Origin of the sequence: Streptomyces sp. NPDC048590, from assembly GCF_043199535.1 — a bacterium.
GTDB lineage: Bacteria > Actinomycetota > Actinomycetes > Streptomycetales > Streptomycetaceae > Streptomyces.
In genome coordinates this window covers 278,529-296,327 of sequence record NZ_JBICWC010000005.1, presented here as the reverse complement: position 1 = coordinate 296,327, position 17,799 = coordinate 278,529, and the positions used below count along the sequence as shown (strand labels likewise).

17 protein-coding genes are annotated in these 17,799 nt (G+C 70.7%); 13 read left to right on the top strand and 4 right to left on the bottom strand.

What is annotated here, in order from left to right; translation table 11 throughout:
- The first annotated feature begins 515 nt into the window (after positions 1-515).
- The 8 genes from ACGFNN_RS17225 to ACGFNN_RS17190 all read left to right on the top strand — a co-directional run bounded on the left by ACGFNN_RS17225 (position 516) and on the right by ACGFNN_RS17190 (position 8,088).
- Entirely contained in the window at positions 516-830 is a 315-nt protein-coding gene (locus ACGFNN_RS17225; protein WP_393556659.1) for a hypothetical protein, read from the top strand.
- A 128-nt stretch (positions 831-958) separates the two neighbouring features.
- Positions 959-2,278 (top strand): methyltransferase, FxLD system, encoded by a 1,320-nt coding sequence (gene fxlM, locus ACGFNN_RS17220; RefSeq protein WP_393556657.1) that lies wholly within the window; start codon positions 959-961, stop codon positions 2,276-2,278.
- A gap of 267 nt (positions 2,279-2,545) precedes the next feature.
- Positions 2,546-4,000 carry an NUDIX domain-containing protein gene (locus tag ACGFNN_RS17215; RefSeq protein ID WP_393556655.1) on the top strand — a complete coding sequence of 485 codons (1,455 nt, stop codon included), beginning with the start codon at positions 2,546-2,548 and terminating at the stop codon, positions 3,998-4,000.
- Between the two features lie 82 nt (positions 4,001-4,082).
- Positions 4,083-4,985, top strand: coding sequence for an NUDIX domain-containing protein (locus tag ACGFNN_RS17210; RefSeq protein ID WP_393556653.1), 903 nt, complete (start codon positions 4,083-4,085; stop codon positions 4,983-4,985).
- A gap of 263 nt (positions 4,986-5,248) precedes the next feature.
- Positions 5,249-5,764, top strand: coding sequence for a GNAT family N-acetyltransferase (locus ACGFNN_RS17205; protein WP_393556651.1), 516 nt, complete (start codon positions 5,249-5,251; stop codon positions 5,762-5,764).
- Between the two features lie 199 nt (positions 5,765-5,963).
- On the top strand, positions 5,964-6,245 hold the full coding sequence (locus ACGFNN_RS17200) for a hypothetical protein (RefSeq protein ID WP_393556649.1): 282 nt from the start codon (positions 5,964-5,966) through the stop codon (positions 6,243-6,245).
- Positions 6,246-6,286: 41 nt separating this feature from the next.
- The gene (locus ACGFNN_RS17195; protein ID WP_393556648.1) at positions 6,287-6,559 is read left to right on the top strand and encodes a hypothetical protein; all 273 of its coding nucleotides are present in this window, start codon (positions 6,287-6,289) and stop codon (positions 6,557-6,559) included.
- 311 nt (positions 6,560-6,870) lie between these two features.
- Positions 6,871-8,088 carry an FAD-dependent monooxygenase gene (locus ACGFNN_RS17190; RefSeq protein ID WP_393556646.1) on the top strand — a complete coding sequence of 406 codons (1,218 nt, stop codon included), beginning with the start codon at positions 6,871-6,873 and terminating at the stop codon, positions 8,086-8,088.
- Between the two features lie 177 nt (positions 8,089-8,265).
- Here the strand turns inward: ACGFNN_RS17190 and ACGFNN_RS17185 are convergent, their stop codons facing one another.
- Positions 8,266-10,449, bottom strand: coding sequence for an MMPL family transporter (locus ACGFNN_RS17185; protein ID WP_393556644.1), 2,184 nt, complete (start codon positions 10,447-10,449; stop codon positions 8,266-8,268).
- Between the two features lie 5 nt (positions 10,450-10,454).
- Positions 10,455-10,670 carry a hypothetical protein gene (locus ACGFNN_RS17180; RefSeq protein ID WP_362664296.1) on the bottom strand — a complete coding sequence of 72 codons (216 nt, stop codon included), beginning with the start codon at positions 10,668-10,670 and terminating at the stop codon, positions 10,455-10,457.
- Between the two features lie 204 nt (positions 10,671-10,874).
- On the opposite strand from ACGFNN_RS17180, the gene ACGFNN_RS17175 reads away from it, so the two are divergent.
- Both ACGFNN_RS17175 and ACGFNN_RS17170 read left to right on the top strand, forming a co-directional pair.
- Positions 10,875-12,020 carry a sensor histidine kinase gene (locus tag ACGFNN_RS17175; RefSeq protein ID WP_393556642.1) on the top strand — a complete coding sequence of 382 codons (1,146 nt, stop codon included), beginning with the start codon at positions 10,875-10,877 and terminating at the stop codon, positions 12,018-12,020.
- A gap of 3 nt (positions 12,021-12,023) precedes the next feature.
- Entirely contained in the window at positions 12,024-12,695 is a 672-nt protein-coding gene (locus ACGFNN_RS17170) for a response regulator (RefSeq protein ID WP_393556640.1), read from the top strand.
- A 79-nt stretch (positions 12,696-12,774) separates the two neighbouring features.
- Here the strand turns inward: ACGFNN_RS17170 and ACGFNN_RS17165 are convergent, their stop codons facing one another.
- A complete protein-coding gene (locus ACGFNN_RS17165; RefSeq protein WP_393556638.1) occupies positions 12,775-13,212 on the bottom strand; it encodes a VOC family protein in 438 nt (145 codons plus the stop codon).
- A 289-nt stretch (positions 13,213-13,501) separates the two neighbouring features.
- Between ACGFNN_RS17165 and ACGFNN_RS17160 the strand changes: the two genes are divergently transcribed.
- The 3 genes from ACGFNN_RS17160 (at position 13,502) to ACGFNN_RS17150 (ending at position 16,435) form a co-directional block, all read left to right on the top strand.
- Positions 13,502-14,197 (top strand): response regulator transcription factor, encoded by a 696-nt coding sequence (locus ACGFNN_RS17160; protein ID WP_393556636.1) that lies wholly within the window; start codon positions 13,502-13,504, stop codon positions 14,195-14,197.
- The gene (locus tag ACGFNN_RS17155) at positions 14,190-15,317 is read left to right on the top strand and encodes a sensor histidine kinase (RefSeq protein WP_393556634.1); all 1,128 of its coding nucleotides are present in this window, start codon (positions 14,190-14,192) and stop codon (positions 15,315-15,317) included. Before ACGFNN_RS17160 ends, ACGFNN_RS17155 begins: the two co-directional genes overlap by 8 nt.
- Before the next feature lie 116 nt (positions 15,318-15,433).
- Positions 15,434-16,435 carry an endonuclease/exonuclease/phosphatase family protein gene (locus ACGFNN_RS17150; RefSeq protein ID WP_393557080.1) on the top strand — a complete coding sequence of 334 codons (1,002 nt, stop codon included), beginning with the start codon at positions 15,434-15,436 and terminating at the stop codon, positions 16,433-16,435.
- 38 nt (positions 16,436-16,473) lie between these two features.
- Here ACGFNN_RS17150 and ACGFNN_RS17145 read toward each other — a convergent pair whose 3' ends face one another.
- Positions 16,474-17,757 carry an MFS transporter gene (locus ACGFNN_RS17145; RefSeq protein WP_393556633.1) on the bottom strand — a complete coding sequence of 428 codons (1,284 nt, stop codon included), beginning with the start codon at positions 17,755-17,757 and terminating at the stop codon, positions 16,474-16,476.
- Positions 17,758-17,799: the final 42 nt, after the last annotated feature.

The following is a 17,799-nucleotide window of genomic DNA, read 5'->3' as shown; positions in this document are numbered from 1 at the left end:
GGGCGGGGCTGACCGGCCCTCGACCTCGGCGCGAGCGGGCCCGCTCGCCCCCGCTCGTCTCTGCACGCCTCGACGTCTACGCCGCCCGAGAGGCTCCGCACCACCCGGTGCCGCCACGACCCCGGGCTACGAGGCGAAAGACGTGCTGACCATGGCGACTGCCGCAGCCGGGCTGGGATTTGGCACCCTGTCCGCCGACCAGCGTGAGGCTCTGACGTGCCCGGTCGACCAGACGGAGACTCAGCTGGAAAGGCTGCTCCACGCCGAGCCGGCACCCCGGCAGGGGCGAACACCCGGCTGACCCGTACGCCTGCATCCGTGATGTGGCGGTGTCGGCGTTTCGGCCATTCGCTGCCCGCAGCCGCTCCAAGTCGGACCAGGGATCTCGCACCCGCAAGTCCGGTCGATGTAGGAAACAGGGGGCTTCACAGCACGACCGAATGACGTGTGTTCGACATCGCGATCGCGTCGTTGGACCTCACGACTCAGCCGCAGTGACCGTCCTAGGGGGAACGATGACCTCGGCCATCCCACCGGACCTGCCGCCGCATTCGGATATGGAGATCGCGCCGGACGACGAGTGCAGGAATCCGGTGTTCGAGAGGAGAATTGCCTGTACCGCGACTCCTCGCCGGCTCCCTGCTGACCTCCCGCACCATGGCGCGGCGCCTTCCCTCGTTGGTGCGGCGCTCGCGCGGATGGCCTGGCGCGTCGACCACGGCGCGACCGTCGGGCTGCTGGTGTGCCAGACCGCGACCAGCTTCCTCGTAGCCCTCGGCCTCCTGGCCGTCACGGGCACGATCAACGCCGGGAGCTACAGCGTCGATTGAGCGGCGCCCTCTCCTGATCACTCCACCCCGCCGGGTCACCGGTGTGCCGGGCTCAGACACACCGCCCCCACTCCCGCACCTCCCTCTCCCCGTGCTCCAGCCACACAACAATCACCGGAAGGATTGCCGTGACGACTTGTCCATCGACCACCGAAGCCGGCGACGCTAGCGAGCTTCGCGCTCAGCTCGTCGAACAGCTCCGCGCCAACCATCACATCCGCTCCGCCGCGGTGGAGCGCGCCTTCCGCGCCGTGCCCCGGCATGCCTTCGCCCCCGACAGCACACTGGAGGCGGCGTACACCGACGACATCGTCGCCACCCGCCGCCGCGACGACGGCACCATCACCAGCTCCATCTCCGCGCCCTGGCTGCAGGCCGAGATGCTCGAAGCCGCCCGCATTCAGCCCGGCCACCGCGTCCTGGAGATCGGCTCCGGCGGCTACAACGCCGCCCTGATCGCCGAGCTCACCGGTCCGACCGGCCACGTCACCACCCTCGACATCGACCCGGCCGTCACCGAGAGGGCCGCCCGCTTCCTGCCCGAGACCGGATACGACGGCGTCCGCGTGGTCACCGCGGATGCCGAGCACATGCCCTCCACGGTGGTCCCGGAGGGCGGATTCGACGCCGTCGTGGTCACCGTCGACACCTGGGACCTGCCCTGGATCGACTCCCTGGCCGACGGCGGCCGTCTCGTCGCACCACTGCGCCTGCACGGCTACCACTGGGCCATCGGCTTCACCAAGGAGAACGGGGCGCTGCACAGCGACGAGCCGTTCATCGTCTGCGGCTTCGTCGCCATGCAGGGCGACGGCGCCTGGAACCCCAACCGCCTCACCGTCCCCGGCACCGGAGTTCACCTCTCCTGGGAGGACGGCACCCCGCTGCCGGTGGACCAACTCGCCCCCGCCCTCACCCGCGAGCCGACCGTCACCCGCACCGGCATCACCGTCGGCGGGCAGGAGCCCTTCGACCTCCTCACGCTCTACCTCGCCGGCGCCCTGCCCGGCTTCTGCCGCCTGGAAGCGGACCCCGAAGGCGAACACCGGGTCCCCAGCCCTCCGCCCCCGCACTGGCCGGCCGCCGCGATCGTCCGCGGAGCCTCCCTCGCCCGGCTGGCCCATGAGCGCGTCGGTGACGGAGACGACGGCAAGGGCAGGCACGAGTTCGTCGTCCACGGTTACGGCGACCAAGGTCACCTCGCCGCGCGGGAAATGGCCGAACAGGTCGAGACCTGGCAGGACAACCACCGCGGCGGCCACTGCCCACTGATCACCGCCCGCCCGGCAGCCGGCCGTGATCCGGCGGGCCCGGACCACGAGCCGCACGTGTTCGCCAAGAAGCACACCCACATCACCGTGGACTGGCCGATCGTGCCCTCCGACACCGCCCCGTCGCACCGCCCTCGATTCAAGGAACGACGCCGGATGAGCGGCGGCACCGCCTGATCACCGCCTGCCACCCGTGCTGCGCAGCCGCCCGTCCACCGTCCACCCTTCGCCCAGCTGCTCGTCGCCCTGCCCAGGCAGCCGCCCTGAGGGCTGAGGCCCGCCCGGAACCCGGCAAGCCCAATGCGCCGCTGACACCGCACGCGAGCGGTGGGGCCTGCCCACCACACCTCCGTCGCCATCGAGAAGATCTCAGCAGAGGGGATGCGACTGAGCTGAACCGAACCCACAGCGCCTCCTCCCACTCCACGCCCCTGAGGTAACCCCATGCCGTTGTCGCGCCAGCACATCCGCACCACCGTCGATACCTACCTCGCTCGCCACCCTCACGAGCGCGAGCAGCTAAGCGTCTTCCTGGACGCCCTCGACCGGACCGGCGAGGACATCGCCGGCCGCTCGACCTTCACCGAGCACGTCACCTGCGGCGCGATCGTCGTCGACCAGCTCGGCCGCGTTCTGCACGTGCCGCACCTGGACGGCGGGCAGACTCTCGCCCCCGGCAGCCGCATCGAGCCGACCGACGAGTCCCTGGTAGCGGCCGCGCTGCGGAAGATGCGCGAGGAGACCCGGATCTCGCCCCGGGCCGTCACGCCGTGGCCCGGCTACGAGACCGTGCCGCTCGACATCGGCATCCACGACATCGACGCCCACCCGGGCAAGGGCGAACACGGCCACCAGCACTTCCACCTCCGCTTCCTCTTCCGTCTGCACACCGCGACCGAGGTGCAGATCAGCGGCATCGAGTGGCGCCCGGTGGATCGGGTAACCTCACCGATCCTGCGTGAGAAGCTGCTCAAGCTCCCGCTCCAGATCGAACCGGAGGCGGCCAATGCCTCGGCCCTGATCTACAACGACCGCGGCGAGTACCTGCTCCACCTGCGCGACTTCTTCCCCGGCCAGATCTGGGAGCCGGGCATGTGGTCCCTGCTGGGCGGCGGCCGAGAGCCCCAGGACGCCACCCTGGAACACACCGTGCGGCGTGAACTGGCCGAGGAAGCCGGCCTCGACCTCGCCGACCTCACCCGGTTCGCCACCGAGTACGCCACCGACGACGCCGGCGCGACCGTGCCCGTCACCATCTACGCCGGCCGCTGGAACGGCGACCCCCGTGACCTCCACCTCGCAGAAGGGGTGATGCTCGCCTGGTTCACCCCCTCGAACCTTCATCGCCTGCGCATCGCGGACACCACCAGCGACCTCGTACTCCGCCATGCCGCCAGCAGCCCGACAGCGCGGAGAGGGCCCGAACCCAAGGAGGTCCGCCTGGCTGCGCCGCGCGGCACGGTGCCCAACATCATCGGCGTCCACCTCTACCTGGAGCGGCCCGACGGGATGGTACTGCTCGGGCTGCGCCACCCCAACTCCGCTTTCGCACCGTCCACCTGGCACGCCCTCGCCGGCCACTGCGAGCAGGAATCAGCCATCGCCTGCCTGATCAGGGAAGCCCAGGAGGAAGCCGGCCTGCACATCGAGAGCCAGGACGTCGAACTCGTCCACATCGTCCACCACATCGGCCGGCCCAGGAACCCGCCCCGCATGGGCCTGTTCTTCCGCACCCGTACCTGGCGCGGGGAGCCGGAACTGCGCGAGCCTGACAAGTGCACGCAATGGAGATTCTGGGACCCGGCCGCCCTTCCGGACGACCTCGTCCCTTACACCCGACTCGCCATCGAGAAGATCCAGAACGGCGAGCTGTACAGCGAGACGGGGTGGCCCGCATGACTGACAGCCACCTCGCCTCCTGGCACCCGCGAGCTGGATCTCCTGCCCGGCGCTCCGGAAGAAGCACCGAACGGAGGCACACATGACCGACGAGACACAGCAGATGATCCCAGCCGTCCCGAACCCGGCAGCAGGAGACGCAAGGCGCGAGCACCACATGCACCTGCTCGGGCGGTACTACCGTCAGGTGGAGGCCGGCCGGAAGACGATCGAGGTGAGAGTGGCCGCCCCGGACAAGCGCAACATCGATGTCGGTGACACGGTCGTCTTCCACGACCGGGACACGGGGCGGGAACTCGACGTCATCGTCCGGCGGATCACCCCGTACGCCTCCTTCGAGCACCTGCTCAGCGCGGAGGAATCCGCCCGCATCGACCCCGACGGGGCGCCCGGCGCACTGCTCGCCAACTTCCGCGGCATCTACCCGCCGGACAAGAAGATCCTCGGCGTACTCGCCCTCGCCTTCGACCACCGCCCGGCCCGGCCCGGACGCCCCATGACGATGACAGCTGAGGCGTACGCGCAGACCGTCCCCCACCACACGGTGTACGGCTGCCTCTACGTCCGCGACGAACTGGACCGGCCGGTCCAGCTCCGTTCCGTCTACGGCTCCAGACTCTGGCAGTTCCCCGGCGGCAACCTGGACGCCCTGGGAGAGGACCCCCTCCAAACCGCCCGGCGGGAAGCGGTCGAGGAGACCGGTCTCGAACTCGCCCCCGACACGCCACCCCTCCTGCTCACGCACTTCCTGCACGCCGGGCCCCACCAGCCTCTGAACAAGGTGGGGCTCGTGTTCGACGGCGGACAGCTCACCGCCGACCAGCTCTGCCGGATCCGCCTCGACCCCGCCGAACACGACATGTGGGCCGTCCACGACCTCGCGACCTGGCAGGGTTTGATGGCACCGGGCGCCTTCGCCCGCCTCGACGCCATCGAACGCGCCCGGCGCGGCGAGGGCCCGGCTTACCTGATCACGCACACCTGACCCGCCGAAACCTCACCACCAGGTGGCGAGTCCGCGTTGTGAACGGGGGGACTCGGTCGGTCATGTTCAGCGGCGTCCGGCGGGGAGGACCGTGACGGGTGGACTGTGCGCGGAGCCGGCGTCGGGAATCCCACGCTCGTGCTCTCGGCCGCGAGTGCGGAGCCGACCGCTCGGCGGGACGACCACCGACTCCCCGGGACGTCCGGCAGGCGCATCGCGAATTCGTTTTGCGGCGCCGTGTGAAGGCGGCGCAGACTGTGCTGGTGCTGATCCGACGTGAAACACCTGAGGACGTCCCCGCCGTGAGGACCGTCACCGCGGCGGCCTTCGCCGGGCCGGAAACCCCGGTCCCGGTGGAGGTGACCCTCCTCGACGAACTGCGCGTCAGCGGCGGCTGGCTGTCGGCCCTGTCGCTCGTGGCGCTCGGTGACAGTGACGAGGTGGTCGGCCACGTGGTCTGCACCCGCGGTCACGTCGGTACCACTCCCGCCCTGGGTCTCGGTCCGCTCAGCGTGCACCCCGGCCACCAGGGCCGCGGAGTGGGCATCGCCCTCGTTCACACCGTGCTCGGCGCGGCGGATGCGCTGGAAGAGCCCCTCGTCGCCCTCCTCGGCAGCCCCGCCTATTACGGCCGGTTCGGATTCCGCACCAGCACGGACCACGGCATCATCGCTCCGGACCCGGCATGGGGCGAGTACTTCCAGGTCCGCACCCTGAACGCCTACGACGCCGCGCTGCGGGGCGTCTTCACCTACGCGGAGCCCTTCGAGCGGCTCTGAGACCACCAGAGGAGGGTGCCCGGGCCCTGGAGTCCCGGCCCTTGGACGCCACGGCAGCTCGAGGCAGTGCACGATCCGATACGGGCGGCTGGTGCGGATCGTGAACGGCGGGCAGGAAGTACCCCTCTCGACCGAAGGCGGCCGTTCCGCCATTCTTGCTGTCATGCCCACTACATGGCGAGCAGTCCTCCCACTGACCGTGACCGCAGCCTTCGTCCTGATCCCCGTGGGGACCTCGCAGGCGGAGCCGACCGTCCCCGAACACGCGGTCGTCGTCTGCGACAGCGCGAGTTTCTACGCGAACTACGACAGCTCGTCCGGTCCGGCCGGGCTCAAGCGCACCCTGTCGCGCGGCGACAAGGTCGGGCACACCCGGGGCGCCCACCCGGTCTACAACGGCTGGGCCGCCACGTTCGACTTCGGCCCGAACGACTGGGGCTTCGTCAGGCAGGAATGCCTCGGCGGCTACGGATCCTGGTGACACTCCTGCGGCAGCGACGGAACGGACGACACATGACCCCGATGAGCAAGCTCACGACCCTGGCTCTGGCGACCGCCGCGGTCCTGATGACGGCAAGCCCCGCAGGCGCGGCCGACGGCACGGTGGGACAGCGCGAAACCGTCTGTGCCCAGGACCTGTTCGTGCGGGTCACCGCTCCCCACGGAGCGTGGATGGGCACCCTGTACCGCGGCCAGACCTTCCTCGTGGAGCAGGGCGGCGGTGACTGGGTCTACGGTTTCGCCTACGGAGACATCAACCGCAGAGGGTGGGTGCAGAACGGCTGGTTCTGCTGAGGCCCCGCACCAACTGCCGACCTCCATCGGCGCGACTCCGGGTACCGGGCGCCGGCTCCCTCCCTCCCGGGCCGGCCTACGGTTCCGGCCGTCCTCACCACCGTGACGACACCGCCTGCCCCGCCCCCGCGGCGTGGCGCGGCGTCGGATGCGTAAGCCGATGACAGGTGATCATCCACATCCTCTCCCGATAGGGTGCCCCTTCGAATCAACGCGCCTCCATGTCAGTGGAGTTGAAGTCGGCTGCACCGTCAGGACCGAGGCCGGAACAGCGACAACGACCGGGCAACGGAGCGGAAGGAGCGCCAGTCATGCGCGGAGGCAGCATCGCCGTGGTCGGCGGGAGTATCGCGGGGTGCGCCGCCGCCCTGGCGGCGTCGCGCGGCGGAGCCGAGCGGATCACCGTCCTGGAGCGCGCCGACGCCAGGCTCCGCGACAGGGGGGTGGGCATAGCGCTGCACAGCGACAGGTTCGACGAGCTGAGGGACGGCGGGTACGTGACCCCGGAGATGCCCTGGGCGCCCCTGAGCCGGCGGGTGTGGAGCGCGCGCGACGGCGACACGGAGCACGGGCGCGTCATCGGGGAGCAGCCGTTCCCCTTCCGCGCCTACAGCTGGGGCTCCTTGTGGAGCGAGCTGCGCCGCCGAGTGCCCGAAGACGTCTTCTACCGGTCCGGCGCGGTGGTCACCGATGTGGAGCCGGACGCCGACGGCGTGACAGTGCGGCTCGACGGCGGGGAGAAGGAGCGTTTCGACGTCGTGATCGGCGCGGACGGGTACCGATCCGTCGTCCGGGAGGCCATGTTCCCCGGCGCGGAGGCGACGTACGCCGGTTACATCGGCTGGCGCGGAACGTCGCCGGACGCCGCGGACCTCCCCTCGGACGGGCACGAAGCGCACAACATCGTCTTCCCCGGCGGCCACTGCATGATCTACCGGATCCCGGACGGTGCCGGAGGGCATCTCCTCAACTGGGTGCTCTACACGACCCCCCCGTGGGCCGAGAGTCTGGAGGCCGGCCTGCGGACCCCGACGTCGCTGCCTCCGGGCCGGCTCGATGCGGAGCTCACGGCATACCTCCGCGGCCTGGTCGCCGACAACTTCCCGCCCTACTGGGCCGCCAGAGTGCTCCGCACCCCGGCCGCGACCACTTTCATCCAGCCCATCTACGACCTGGAGGTCCCGCGCTACACCCAGGGCCGGATGGTCCTCGTCGGTGACGCCGCCAGCGTCGCGAGGCCGCACATCGGCGGCGGCAGCGTGAAGGCGCTCCAGGACGCCCACGCGCTGGAACAGGCTTGGGCCGCCGGGGACGACTGGGAGGAGGTCCTGGGGAGCTACGACGCCGGCCGCCGCGCGATCGGCGCGGCCATGGTCGCCCTGGCCCGCAGGATGGGCGCGGCACAGGTCGAGAACACCCCCGACTGGTCCGCCATGGGGCAGCCGGAGTTCGACGAATGGTGGCACGACCAGAACAACGGTTCCGACCGACGCAGCGGCTTCGGCGGCCACAGCGTCAAGGCGACTTAGGCCGGGTCGGCGACCGGGCATCCGGTCACCGACCCCTGTCGCTGTCTGTCCCGTGTCGCTGCACGTCACGCCCCGTACGACGACCTGGGGTACCTCGGCGAGGCCGGTGCCCTGCTCACCCGGCCGGCGCCGCCGGTCGCGGGTTCGACGGGCTTCCGGGGCAGGTCGGGGCCGAGGTCAGTCCCGCTCGGGGCGTTCGACGGACACCTTGGGCAGCTTTCGGGCCAGTGGGGCGGGCAGCCACCAGGCACGTGGGCCGAGCATCTGCATGACGGCGGGGACGATGAGGCACCGGATGACCACGGCGTCGAGCAGGATGGCCACGGCCAGGCCGAGTCCGAACTGCTGGAGCATCCGGTCGGCACTGAGGACGAACGCCCCGAAGACGAACATCATGATGGCCGCCGCCGCGGTGATGACCTTCCCGGTGGAGGCGAGACCCTCACGTACGGATCGCGAGGAGTCCTTGGTGCGCGTCCATTCCTCGTGGATACGGGAGATGAGGAAGACCTCGTAGTCCATCGAGAGCCCGAAGACGATCGCGAAGATCAGCGCAGGGATGAAGGCTTCGACGGGACCCGGCTGTGCTCCGAACCAGCCGTGCTGGAACACCAGGGTGATCACACCGAGTGCGGCGGAGATCGACAGCAGGTTCAGGACGGCCGCCTTGACGGGGATCCAGACCGACCGGAAAACCAGCAGGAGCAGCAGCGAGGAGAGGCCCACGACGACGGCCACGAACAGGGGCAGCCGGTCGGCGAGTGTCTCCGAGACGTCCTGGGAGGCGGCTGTCGCACCGCCGACCAGTACGTCGGCTCCGGTGCTGCGTTCGAGGGGTGGGGCCACGTCGTCGCGCAGGTGGTGCACGAGGTCCACGGTCCCCTCGGCCTGAGGTGAGGTCTCCGGGTAGACGAAGACGGTCGACAGGGCGCCGTCCCCGGAAGGCATCGCGGGGCTGGCCGCGGCCACGCCGGTGGTGGTGGCGAGCTTTTCCCGGACCGCCGTTCCGGCTTTCTCATCCCCCTTGACCAGGACGATGAGGGGTCCGTTGAAGCCGGGGCCGAAGCCCTCGGCGAGCAGGTCGTAGGCATGACGGGAGGTGGTCTCGGCGGGGTCGTTTCCGGAGTCGGCGAAGCCGAGGCGCATGCCGACGGCTGGCGCGGAGAGGGCGAGGAGCGCGACCACGCCGACCAGCAGGGTCGGGATCGGGCGTCGCTGGACGGCGCGTGCCATGGCTCGCCAGCCGTTGCCCTCGGTCGTGCCCTTCTCGATGCTCCTGGCCTGCTGCTTCAGGACATGGCGCCGGATGCGGTCACCGAACAGCGCGAGCAGGGCGGGCAGCAGCACCAGGGAGGCGGCCATGGTGATCAGGACGGTGATGGCGACCGCGAGGGCGATGCCCTGCAGGGAGCCGAGGCCGAGTGCGACCAGGCCCAGCAGTGCGACGATGACGGTGCAACCGGCGAAGAAGACCGTGCGCCCGGCGGAGTCGAGCGCCTTGCGCCCGGCCTCCTCGGGCCGGGCGCCGGACATGAGTTCGTGCCGGTAGCGGTAGAAGATCAGCAGCGCGTAGTCCACGCCGACGCCGAGCCCGACGAGCATCAGGATGGGCGGTGTGAAGTCGGCGACGGTGAAGACGTGGGAGGCCAGGGCGATCAGGCCGATGGCCCCGCCGACGGCGAAGAGCGCGGTGATCAGCGGCAGCGAGGCCGCCAGCAGCGAGCCGAACAGCAGTACCAGGATGACCAGGGCGGCCACGATCCCGGCGAGTTCCGCGGTCGGGCCCTCCTTGTCCTCCGCGTTGCGCGCGGCCTCGCCGCCCACCTCGACCTGGAGGTGTTCGGTGGCGACGCTCTGCGCGGTGTCGATGATCTTCGCGACGTCCTCCTTGGGGACGTCCTCCGTCTTTCCGTCCAGGGTGACGGACGCGTAGGCGATGGTGCCGTCCTCGGACACCGCCGAGGCGTCGGCGAACGGGCTGCGCACGTCGGCGACCCCTGCCATGCCCTTCACCTCGGCCAGCATCGGCTCGACGACGCCCTCGGCGCTCCTGACTCCCGCGCGGTCCTTGAAGACGATCTCGACGCTGTCGCCGGCCTGATCGCTGCCGTGCTTCTTGAACAGGTCGGTGGCTGCCTGGGACTCGGTGCCCGGAAGCGAGAAGTCGTTCCTGTACGCGGAACCGGCTGCGGTGGAGCCCAGCGTGATCGCTGCCACCACGGCCACCCAGAGCAGCAGAGCGGCCCAGCGATGGCGCTGCGCCCAGCCCGCCAGAGCGCCGAACCGGCCGACGGCTGCGGACCCGGCGTCCTGCGGGGTGGGCGGGGCGAGAGACGCGGCGGAGCCGCGGGGGGAAGACATGGTGCCTACCTCGAGTTCGAGCGAGTGGTGCCTGAGGTCATCGACACGCCCGAGACCGCGCCGGCGAGAGCGGGTACGCCGAGCGTCAGCCCGGTGAGCACACCCCCGGCGGTGATCGAGAAGGCTCCGGCCGCCGTGACCAGCAGGATTCCGGAGGCGGCACCCACGAGTGCGCCGACGAGGGCGGCGCTGATCCGGGTGCGGGTGAGTGACGACGACATGCCCTCGATCGTGCTGGTGAGCCCGGGGTACGGGCGTCGGCCCACGGCTGACACTGGGTCTGCACCAGCGGCAGGAGGCGGTGGCCCCGCGCGTACACCAGCGGATGTACGACGCGCCCGTCGCGTACGTCTTCAGTAGCCAATCCCGACGCGAATGCATACAAATGCCCCTGGTTGCCGTCGTACCGCAGGCAGAATGAAGCAATGCCCCACCTCGATGTCACGCGCCTCCGCCTGCTCACGGGGCCTCGTGCCGACATCGCGCTCGCCGGGCTCGTGCTGGTACTCGCCGGGGTGGCCGAGGGGCAGCGACTGGGTTCGGACCGGGACGCGACCGCGTCGGCGATCAGCTCCTGGGTCCTGGCGGTGGCCGTGTGTGCGGCACTGCCCGCGCGCGGCCGCCACCCCGTGGCGGTCGGCTGGTTCACGGTGATCGGCACGGGCTTCTACTACCTGCTGAGCACGGTCGACGGCCCGCTCGTCGTGATTCCGATCGCCGCGCTGTACACGCTGGCGGCCCAGGGGCGGACGCAGGCATCGGTCGCCATGGCCGCGGTGATGGTCATCGGCGTGGGGGCAGGGGTTCTGGCCGGCACCGGAGATGTCAACGGCACGGCGGTGTTCATGCTGACCGGCTGGCTGGTCGCCGTACTGGCCCTGGGCTCCATGCGCCACGGCCGGGTCGCCTACGCGGAGGAGGAGGCGAGGCTGCGCGCCACTCAGGAGCGGTTGCGCATCGCCCGCGAACTGCACGACGTGATAGGCCACAACATGTCGATGATCCATGTGCAGGCCTCGTCCGCCCTGCACCGGCTGCACAAGGACCCCGCACAGGCTCAGGAAGCGCTGACCGCCATCAAGCAGGGCAGCAAGGAGGGCCTGCGGGAACTGCGCGCCACCCTCGGCGTGCTGCGCCAGGTGGACGAAGTGGCTCCCACCGGCCCGTCACCGGGCCTGGCCAGGATCGGCGAGCTGGTCACCTCGGCGGCCAGGACGGGTCTGGACGTGAAGGTCGAGCGGAGCGGCTCCCACGCACTGCTCCCGGCATCGGTCGACCTCGCCGCCTACCGCATCGTCCAGGAATCGCTGACCAACGCCGTCAAGCACAGCGGAGCCCGTCACGTCGTCGTCCGGATCCACCACGGCGACCGGGAACTGACCATCGGCGTCCAGGACGACGGGCGAGGCTCGGCCCCGTCCGCGCAAGGGGAAGGCAGCGGGATCGCGGGCATGACGGAGCGGGCGCGCGCACTGGGCGGAACCCTGAGCGCCGGGCCCGGCACCGCGGGCGGTTTCGCCGTCCGGGGCCGGCTGCCGCTCTCCGACCACACGAGCCGATCGGCGGAGTGACCGATGATCAGGATCCTGCTGGCGGACGACCAGCGCCTCGTACGCGCCGGCATCCGGGGCATCCTCGACGACGAGGACGACCTGCACGTGGTCGCGGAGGCCGCCGACGGGCGGTCCGCCCTCTCCGCCTGCCGTGAGCTACGTCCCGACGTGGTGCTGATGGACATCCGCATGCCGGTCATGGACGGTCTCGAAGCCGCTCGCCGCATCACCACCGACCAGGAACTGGCAGCGGTGAAGGTGGTCATGCTGACGACCTTCGACCTCGACGAGTACGTGTACGGAGCCTTGCGAGCAGGCGCCACGGGCTTCCTCGTCAAGGACACCGAGCCGGCGGAGCTCCTGCACGCGGTGCGCGTCGCGGTGCGGGGCGACGCGCTCATCAGCCCCTCCGTCACACGCCGGCTCATCGCCGAGTTCGCCGGCCGGCCCGACAACCCTCCTGAGCCCGACCGGCGCCTCGACGCACTGACCGGCCGCGAGCGTGAGGTCATGCGGCTGATCGCCGCCGGACGCACCAACGACGAGATCGCCGCGCAACTGGTCGTCTCGCCGCTGACCGCGAAGACCCACGTCAGCCGCATCATGGCCAAGCTCGGCGCTCGTGACAGGTCGCAGGTCGTGGTCATGGCCTACGAGTACCGCATGGTCAGCCCCGGTTGGCTTGACGACTGAACCGGGATCCCCGCAGTCGAGCAGATCCCTGAACGACCCACGGTCCCCGACGACACGAGTGCCGGATCAGGCCGGGCCGTCAGCTCTTCTTCAGTTCCTCGGCCAGCATCACGAGGATGCCGCTCGGGCCCCTGAGGTAGGTGAGCTTGTAGACGTCCTCGTAGGTCGCCACGCCGCGGAGCGGATGGCATCCGTGGCGTGCCGCCGTCGCGAGGGCTTCCTCGATGTCGTCGACCGAGAAGGCGACGCGGTGCATGCCGATCTCGTTGGGCAGGGTGGGCTCCGTCTCGATCGCCTCGGGATGGATGTACTCGAAGAGTTCGAGGCGGCCCCGTCCGTCCGGGGTCTGGAGCATCGCGATGTTGGCGTGGTTGCCGTCGAGGCCGACGGCCGTGTCCGTCCACTCGCCACTCACAGTGTCACGGCCGAGGACGGTGAGCCCGAGATCGGTGAAGAAGAAGATCGCCGCTTCGAGGTCGCGAACGGCGATGCCGACGTTCTCAAGTTTGATGGCCATGCGTCGCATGCTAAGGGTGACCCACCATGCATCGCGGGACAGCACTCGGTGGCGTGGTGGGCGACGTCCGCCGTCGCGGAAACGCCACCCGGGCATGTGTTCCGGTCCCGACGCGCACGGCGCACCACTCGTACAGCCGCGCTCCGGCCCGCGTTCGGAGGCGGCCGAAGACGGCACCGGACCGGTACGCGCGGGTCCTCACGGCAGCGCGGGCGGGAGACACGGACCGGAGGCACGACGCCGGGGTTCCGATACGCCGACGATATGTCCCGGCTCGTAGCCTCGTGCCATGCGTGTACTGATCGTCGAGGACGAGCTCTATCTGGCGGAGGCCATCCGTGACGGCCTTCGGTCGGCGGCGATCGCGGCGGACATCGCCGGGGACGGCGGGACCGCGCTGGAGCTGCTGAGCGTCAACCCGTACGACATCGCCTTGCTCGACCGGGACATCCCGGGCCCCAGCGGTGACGAGGTGGCCAGGTGGATCGTCGCCTCCGGTTCCGGGATCCCGATCCTGATGCTCACCGCCGCGGGCGGGCTCGACGACAAGGCGAGCGGGTTCGGGCTCGGCGCCGACGACTACCTGACGAAGCCCTTCGAGCTGCGCGAGCTCGTACTCCGGATCCGGGCTCTCGACCGCAGGCGCGCCCACAGCAGGCCGCCCGTACGGGAGCTCGCGGGCCTGCAGCTGGACTCGTTCCGCCATGAGGTGCACCGGGACGGCCGGCCCGTCGCCCTGACCCGGAAACAGTTCGCGGTGCTGGAGATCCTGATGGCCGCGGAGGGCGGTGTGGTCAGTGCGGAGGAGTTGCTCGAACGGGCCTGGGACGAGAACGCGGACCCGTTCACCAATGCCGTACGCATCACGGTCTCGGCTCTGCGCAAGCGGCTCGGCGAGCCGGGGGTGGTCGTCACGGTGCCGGGCGCCGGGTACCGCATCGGCACCCGGGGCGAGGACGTCGGCGGAGCGGGTGGCCGTGGATAGGCGGCCAGGGCTGAGCGTCAGGTTCAGACTCACCCTCAGCTACGCCGGATTCCTCGTGGTGGCGGGCGGTCTGCTGCTGGCCGCGGTGTGGGCGTTCCTGCTCCGCTACGTCCCTGATCGCGCGATGCTCCACAATCCGGATGTACGCCCTCCTGGTGACGTCTTCCCGGTCCGGTCGGCCCTTCTGGACGTCTTCGCACCGAGGGCGGCGGGGGTGATGGTGTTCCTGCTCGTGTTCGGTCTGGTCGGTGGCTGGTTCCTGGCAGGCCGCATGCTCGCCCCGCTGACCCGCGTCACGGATGCGGCGCGCGTCGCCGCACGGGGATCACTCACCCATCGGATCCGGCTGCCGGGCCGCCAGGACGAGTTCCGCGAACTCGCCGACGCCTTCGACTCGATGCTCGTCCAGCTCGAGGCGCACGTCGACGAGCAGCGGAGGTTCGCGGCCAACGCGGCGCACGAACTCCGCACCCCGCTCGCCATCTCCAAGACCCTGCTCGACGTGGCGGTCGGCGATCCGGACCGCGCCCCCGACGAGGTCCTCACCCGCCTGCGCGCCGTCAACACCCGGGCCATCGATCTGACGGAGGCACTGCTCGTACTGAGCCGTGCCGGCCAGGGCACCTTCACACGGGAGCCCGTCGACCTGTCCCTGCTCGTGGACGAGGCAGCCGAGACGTTGCTGCCGCTGGCCGAGCGACGCGGTGTCCGTGTCGATGCCTGCGGCGAGATCACTCCGGCCGACGGGTCGCCGTCACTTCTGCTGCAACTGACGACGAACCTGCTGCACAACGCCATCGTCCACAACCTGCCAGAGGGCGGCACCGTGCGGGTCGAGACCCGGACGGACCGGGGGGCCGCGCTGCTCACGGTCGAGAACAGTGGCGAGCGGCTCGCTCCGGACCTGGTGTCGACGCTCACCGAGCCGTTCCAGCGCGGCGCCGGACGCGTCCGCGACGACCACGGCGGGGTCGGTCTCGGTCTGGCCATCGTCAGACGCATCACCGAGGTGCACGACGGGACGCTCGCCGTCACCGCCGTGCCCGCGGGCGGACTCCGTGTCGAGGTACGTCTGCCCGTCCCGGCCATCCCCTTCTCCCCCAGGACGACGGAGCAGTGAACGAAACGGCACACGTGGACACCAGCGCTCCGAGGGAAGTCGGTGAGGCCGGGAGAGCCGGAACGCCCAGGGGCGGTACACCGCCCGACCGGCGCCGGAGCACCTGGGGCGGACGGCTGCTCGGCTGCTGCCGCGCTCTGCGGAGGCCGGGTCCGTGGCGCCGCGGCCTGCTGCTCGCGGCTCTCGCACTGCTCATCGGTCTGCTCCTGACCTTCCATGGGGAGGTACCTGACCACGGCGGGCTCGGCTCCCTGGTGGAAACCTTCCTGCCGTGGTGCGGCCTGCCCGTCCCGGTGCTGTGCGCCGCCGCGCTGTGGCGCCGTTCGGCCTCGGCGGTGGCGGCGCTGGTGCTGCCGGTCGTGGCGTGGCTGAGCCTCTTCGGCGGGCTGCTCGTACCGAAGTCCGTGGAGGGCGCCGATCTCACCGTGGTCAGCCACAACGTCGGCGCGCAGAACACCGATCCGGCCGGGACCGCGCGCGCCCTGAGCACTTCGGGAGCGGATCTGCTGGCGCTGGAGGAGCTGGAGCCCCGGGTCGCGGCCACGTACGAGAAGGCCCTTGCCGCCCGCTTTCCGCACCATGTGGTCGTGGGCACGGTCGGACTGTGGAGCAGGCTGCCGCTGTCGGACACACGAGCGGTGGACGTACTGCGCGGCGATGTCGGCCCCCTGGCGCTCACCCGCGCGTCCGAGGACAGGCCTGTGGAGCCGGCCCGCGCACTGCGTGCCACGGTGGCCACGGAACAAGGGCCGCTCGCGGTGTACGTGGCGCACCTGGGTTCCGTACGTCTGATGCCCAGGGGCGGCTTCTGGACGGACTCACGCGACGCCGGTGCCGCGAAGCTCACGAAGGCCGTGGCCGCCGAGCGGGGCGAACGGGTGCTGGTCCTCGGCGACATGAACGGCACGCTCGACGACCGCGTGTTCGACGGCCTGGAGGAACGACTGCGTTCGGCCCAGGAGGAAGCCGGTGACGGGTTCGGCTTCAGCTGGCCCGCGTCCTTCCCGATGGCGCGCATCGATCAGATCCTGGTGCGGGGCGTGGAGGTACGGGGCGCCTGGACTCTTCCGAGGACCGCCAGTGACCATCTGCCGGTGGCGGCCGGGATCGCCTGGTGAGGCGTGGGGCCCTTGCGGGGAGGCCGAGCCCGCTCACGTCACCCTGCACGTGACGTGCTGTTGTCCGGAGGCGGCGCCTCGGAGTACGGGGCTGGTGGGATTCCCCCTCTTCCCCTCCCCCGGACCGGGCGGCAGAGAGGCTCCTCGGCAAGAAGCAGGATGAGCCCGGCGGCCACCAGGAGCGTCCCCAGGAGGGCGGCTCCACGCGGACCATGGTCTTCAAGGACCCACCCCCCGAGGAAGGAGCCGACGGCCAGGCCTGCCTGGAAGGCGGCGGAACTGCCCGCCGCCGCCACGTCCACGTTCCCCGGAGCGATGCGCAGAATGCGGGTGGTGAGCGCTGTGACCATGGCCGACAGAGCCGTCAGGCTCAGGGTCACCGCCGTGACGGAGGCGGCGGGGCGCGTCCCCGCCGTGACCAGGAGTCCCAGTGAGGCTGTCATCACCGCAACGGATCCGGTCATGGTGCCCCGGGTGGAGCGGGCCGACAGCATGCCCGACAGGCTTGTCCCGACGAGCCCTCCCAGTCCTCCCACCGCGAACACCGCTCCCAGGGAGCGCGATGGCATCCCGGAGACATCCGTGAGGAAGACCGTGACATAGGTGTAGAACGTGAAGAACCCTCCGACGACAAGGGCGGTCGCCGTCACGACGAGCGCGAAACGGACTCGGCTGGGCTCCAGTGCGGTCGCGGCCGGGTTCTCCTCGACCGGCGACGACGGCAGCATCCCGACCACGACGACCGCCGCGACCAGACCGAGCCCGCTCATCGCGACGAAGGGCACCCTCCAGTCGGTCGCCTGACCGAGCCAGGTCCCCGCGGGCGCACCGGCGACCTGGGCCATGGCGGAGCCGCCGAACAGCAGGGCGACCACTTTCGCCTGCTGCCGTTCGGGGAACATGCCGGCGGCGGCCGACGCGACCACCGACCACAGCACCGCGTGGGTGAGCGCGATCAGGATGCGTGCCCCCATCAGCACGCCGTACCCGGGGGCCGTTCCGCAGATCAGCGTGGCGGCCGTGAAGATCGTGAGCAGCACGGCCAGCAGGCGGCGTCGGGGTACTCGCCGGGTCGCCGTGGTCAGCGGAACGGCCGTCGCCATCACCACGAAGCCGTATCCGGTCACCAGGAGACCGACCGACGGCACCGACACCTCCAGACTGTCCGCGATTTGCGGGAGCAGTCCGACCGGCAGCGCCTCGACCGTGGCGAAACTGAACAAGGCGAAGGCCAGACCGGCCACCGCGGCGATCGCCCGCGCTCCGGGCACCTGCCCGGGGGCCGTCTCCCGTGCCTGAGACGAGTCCGCATTCCAAATCACCGCGTCCTCCTCATGTGTCGGGCGCTGGTTCCCTCGTCCGGC

Excerpts from the sequence above, each read along its gene's own strand:
- ACGFNN_RS17225 (WP_393556659.1), top strand. The coding sequence starts at position 516 with ATGACCTCGGCCATCCCACCGGACCTGCCGCCGCATTCGGATATGGAG.
- ACGFNN_RS17215 (WP_393556655.1), top strand. The coding sequence starts at position 2,546 with ATGCCGTTGTCGCGCCAGCACATCCGCACCACCGTCGATACCTACCTC.
- ACGFNN_RS17210 (WP_393556653.1), top strand. The coding sequence starts at position 4,083 with ATGACCGACGAGACACAGCAGATGATCCCAGCCGTCCCGAACCCGGCA.
- ACGFNN_RS17195 (WP_393556648.1), top strand. The coding sequence starts at position 6,287 with ATGAGCAAGCTCACGACCCTGGCTCTGGCGACCGCCGCGGTCCTGATG.
- ACGFNN_RS17190 (WP_393556646.1), top strand. The coding sequence starts at position 6,871 with ATGCGCGGAGGCAGCATCGCCGTGGTCGGCGGGAGTATCGCGGGGTGC.
- ACGFNN_RS17185 (WP_393556644.1), bottom strand. The coding sequence starts at position 10,449 with ATGTCTTCCCCCCGCGGCTCCGCCGCGTCTCTCGCCCCGCCCACCCCG.
- ACGFNN_RS17180 (WP_362664296.1), bottom strand. The coding sequence starts at position 10,670 with ATGTCGTCGTCACTCACCCGCACCCGGATCAGCGCCGCCCTCGTCGGC.
- ACGFNN_RS17175 (WP_393556642.1), top strand. The coding sequence starts at position 10,875 with ATGCCCCACCTCGATGTCACGCGCCTCCGCCTGCTCACGGGGCCTCGT.
- ACGFNN_RS17170 (WP_393556640.1), top strand. The coding sequence starts at position 12,024 with ATGATCAGGATCCTGCTGGCGGACGACCAGCGCCTCGTACGCGCCGGC.
- ACGFNN_RS17165 (WP_393556638.1), bottom strand. The coding sequence starts at position 13,212 with ATGGCCATCAAACTTGAGAACGTCGGCATCGCCGTTCGCGACCTCGAA.
- ACGFNN_RS17160 (WP_393556636.1), top strand. The coding sequence starts at position 13,502 with ATGCGTGTACTGATCGTCGAGGACGAGCTCTATCTGGCGGAGGCCATC.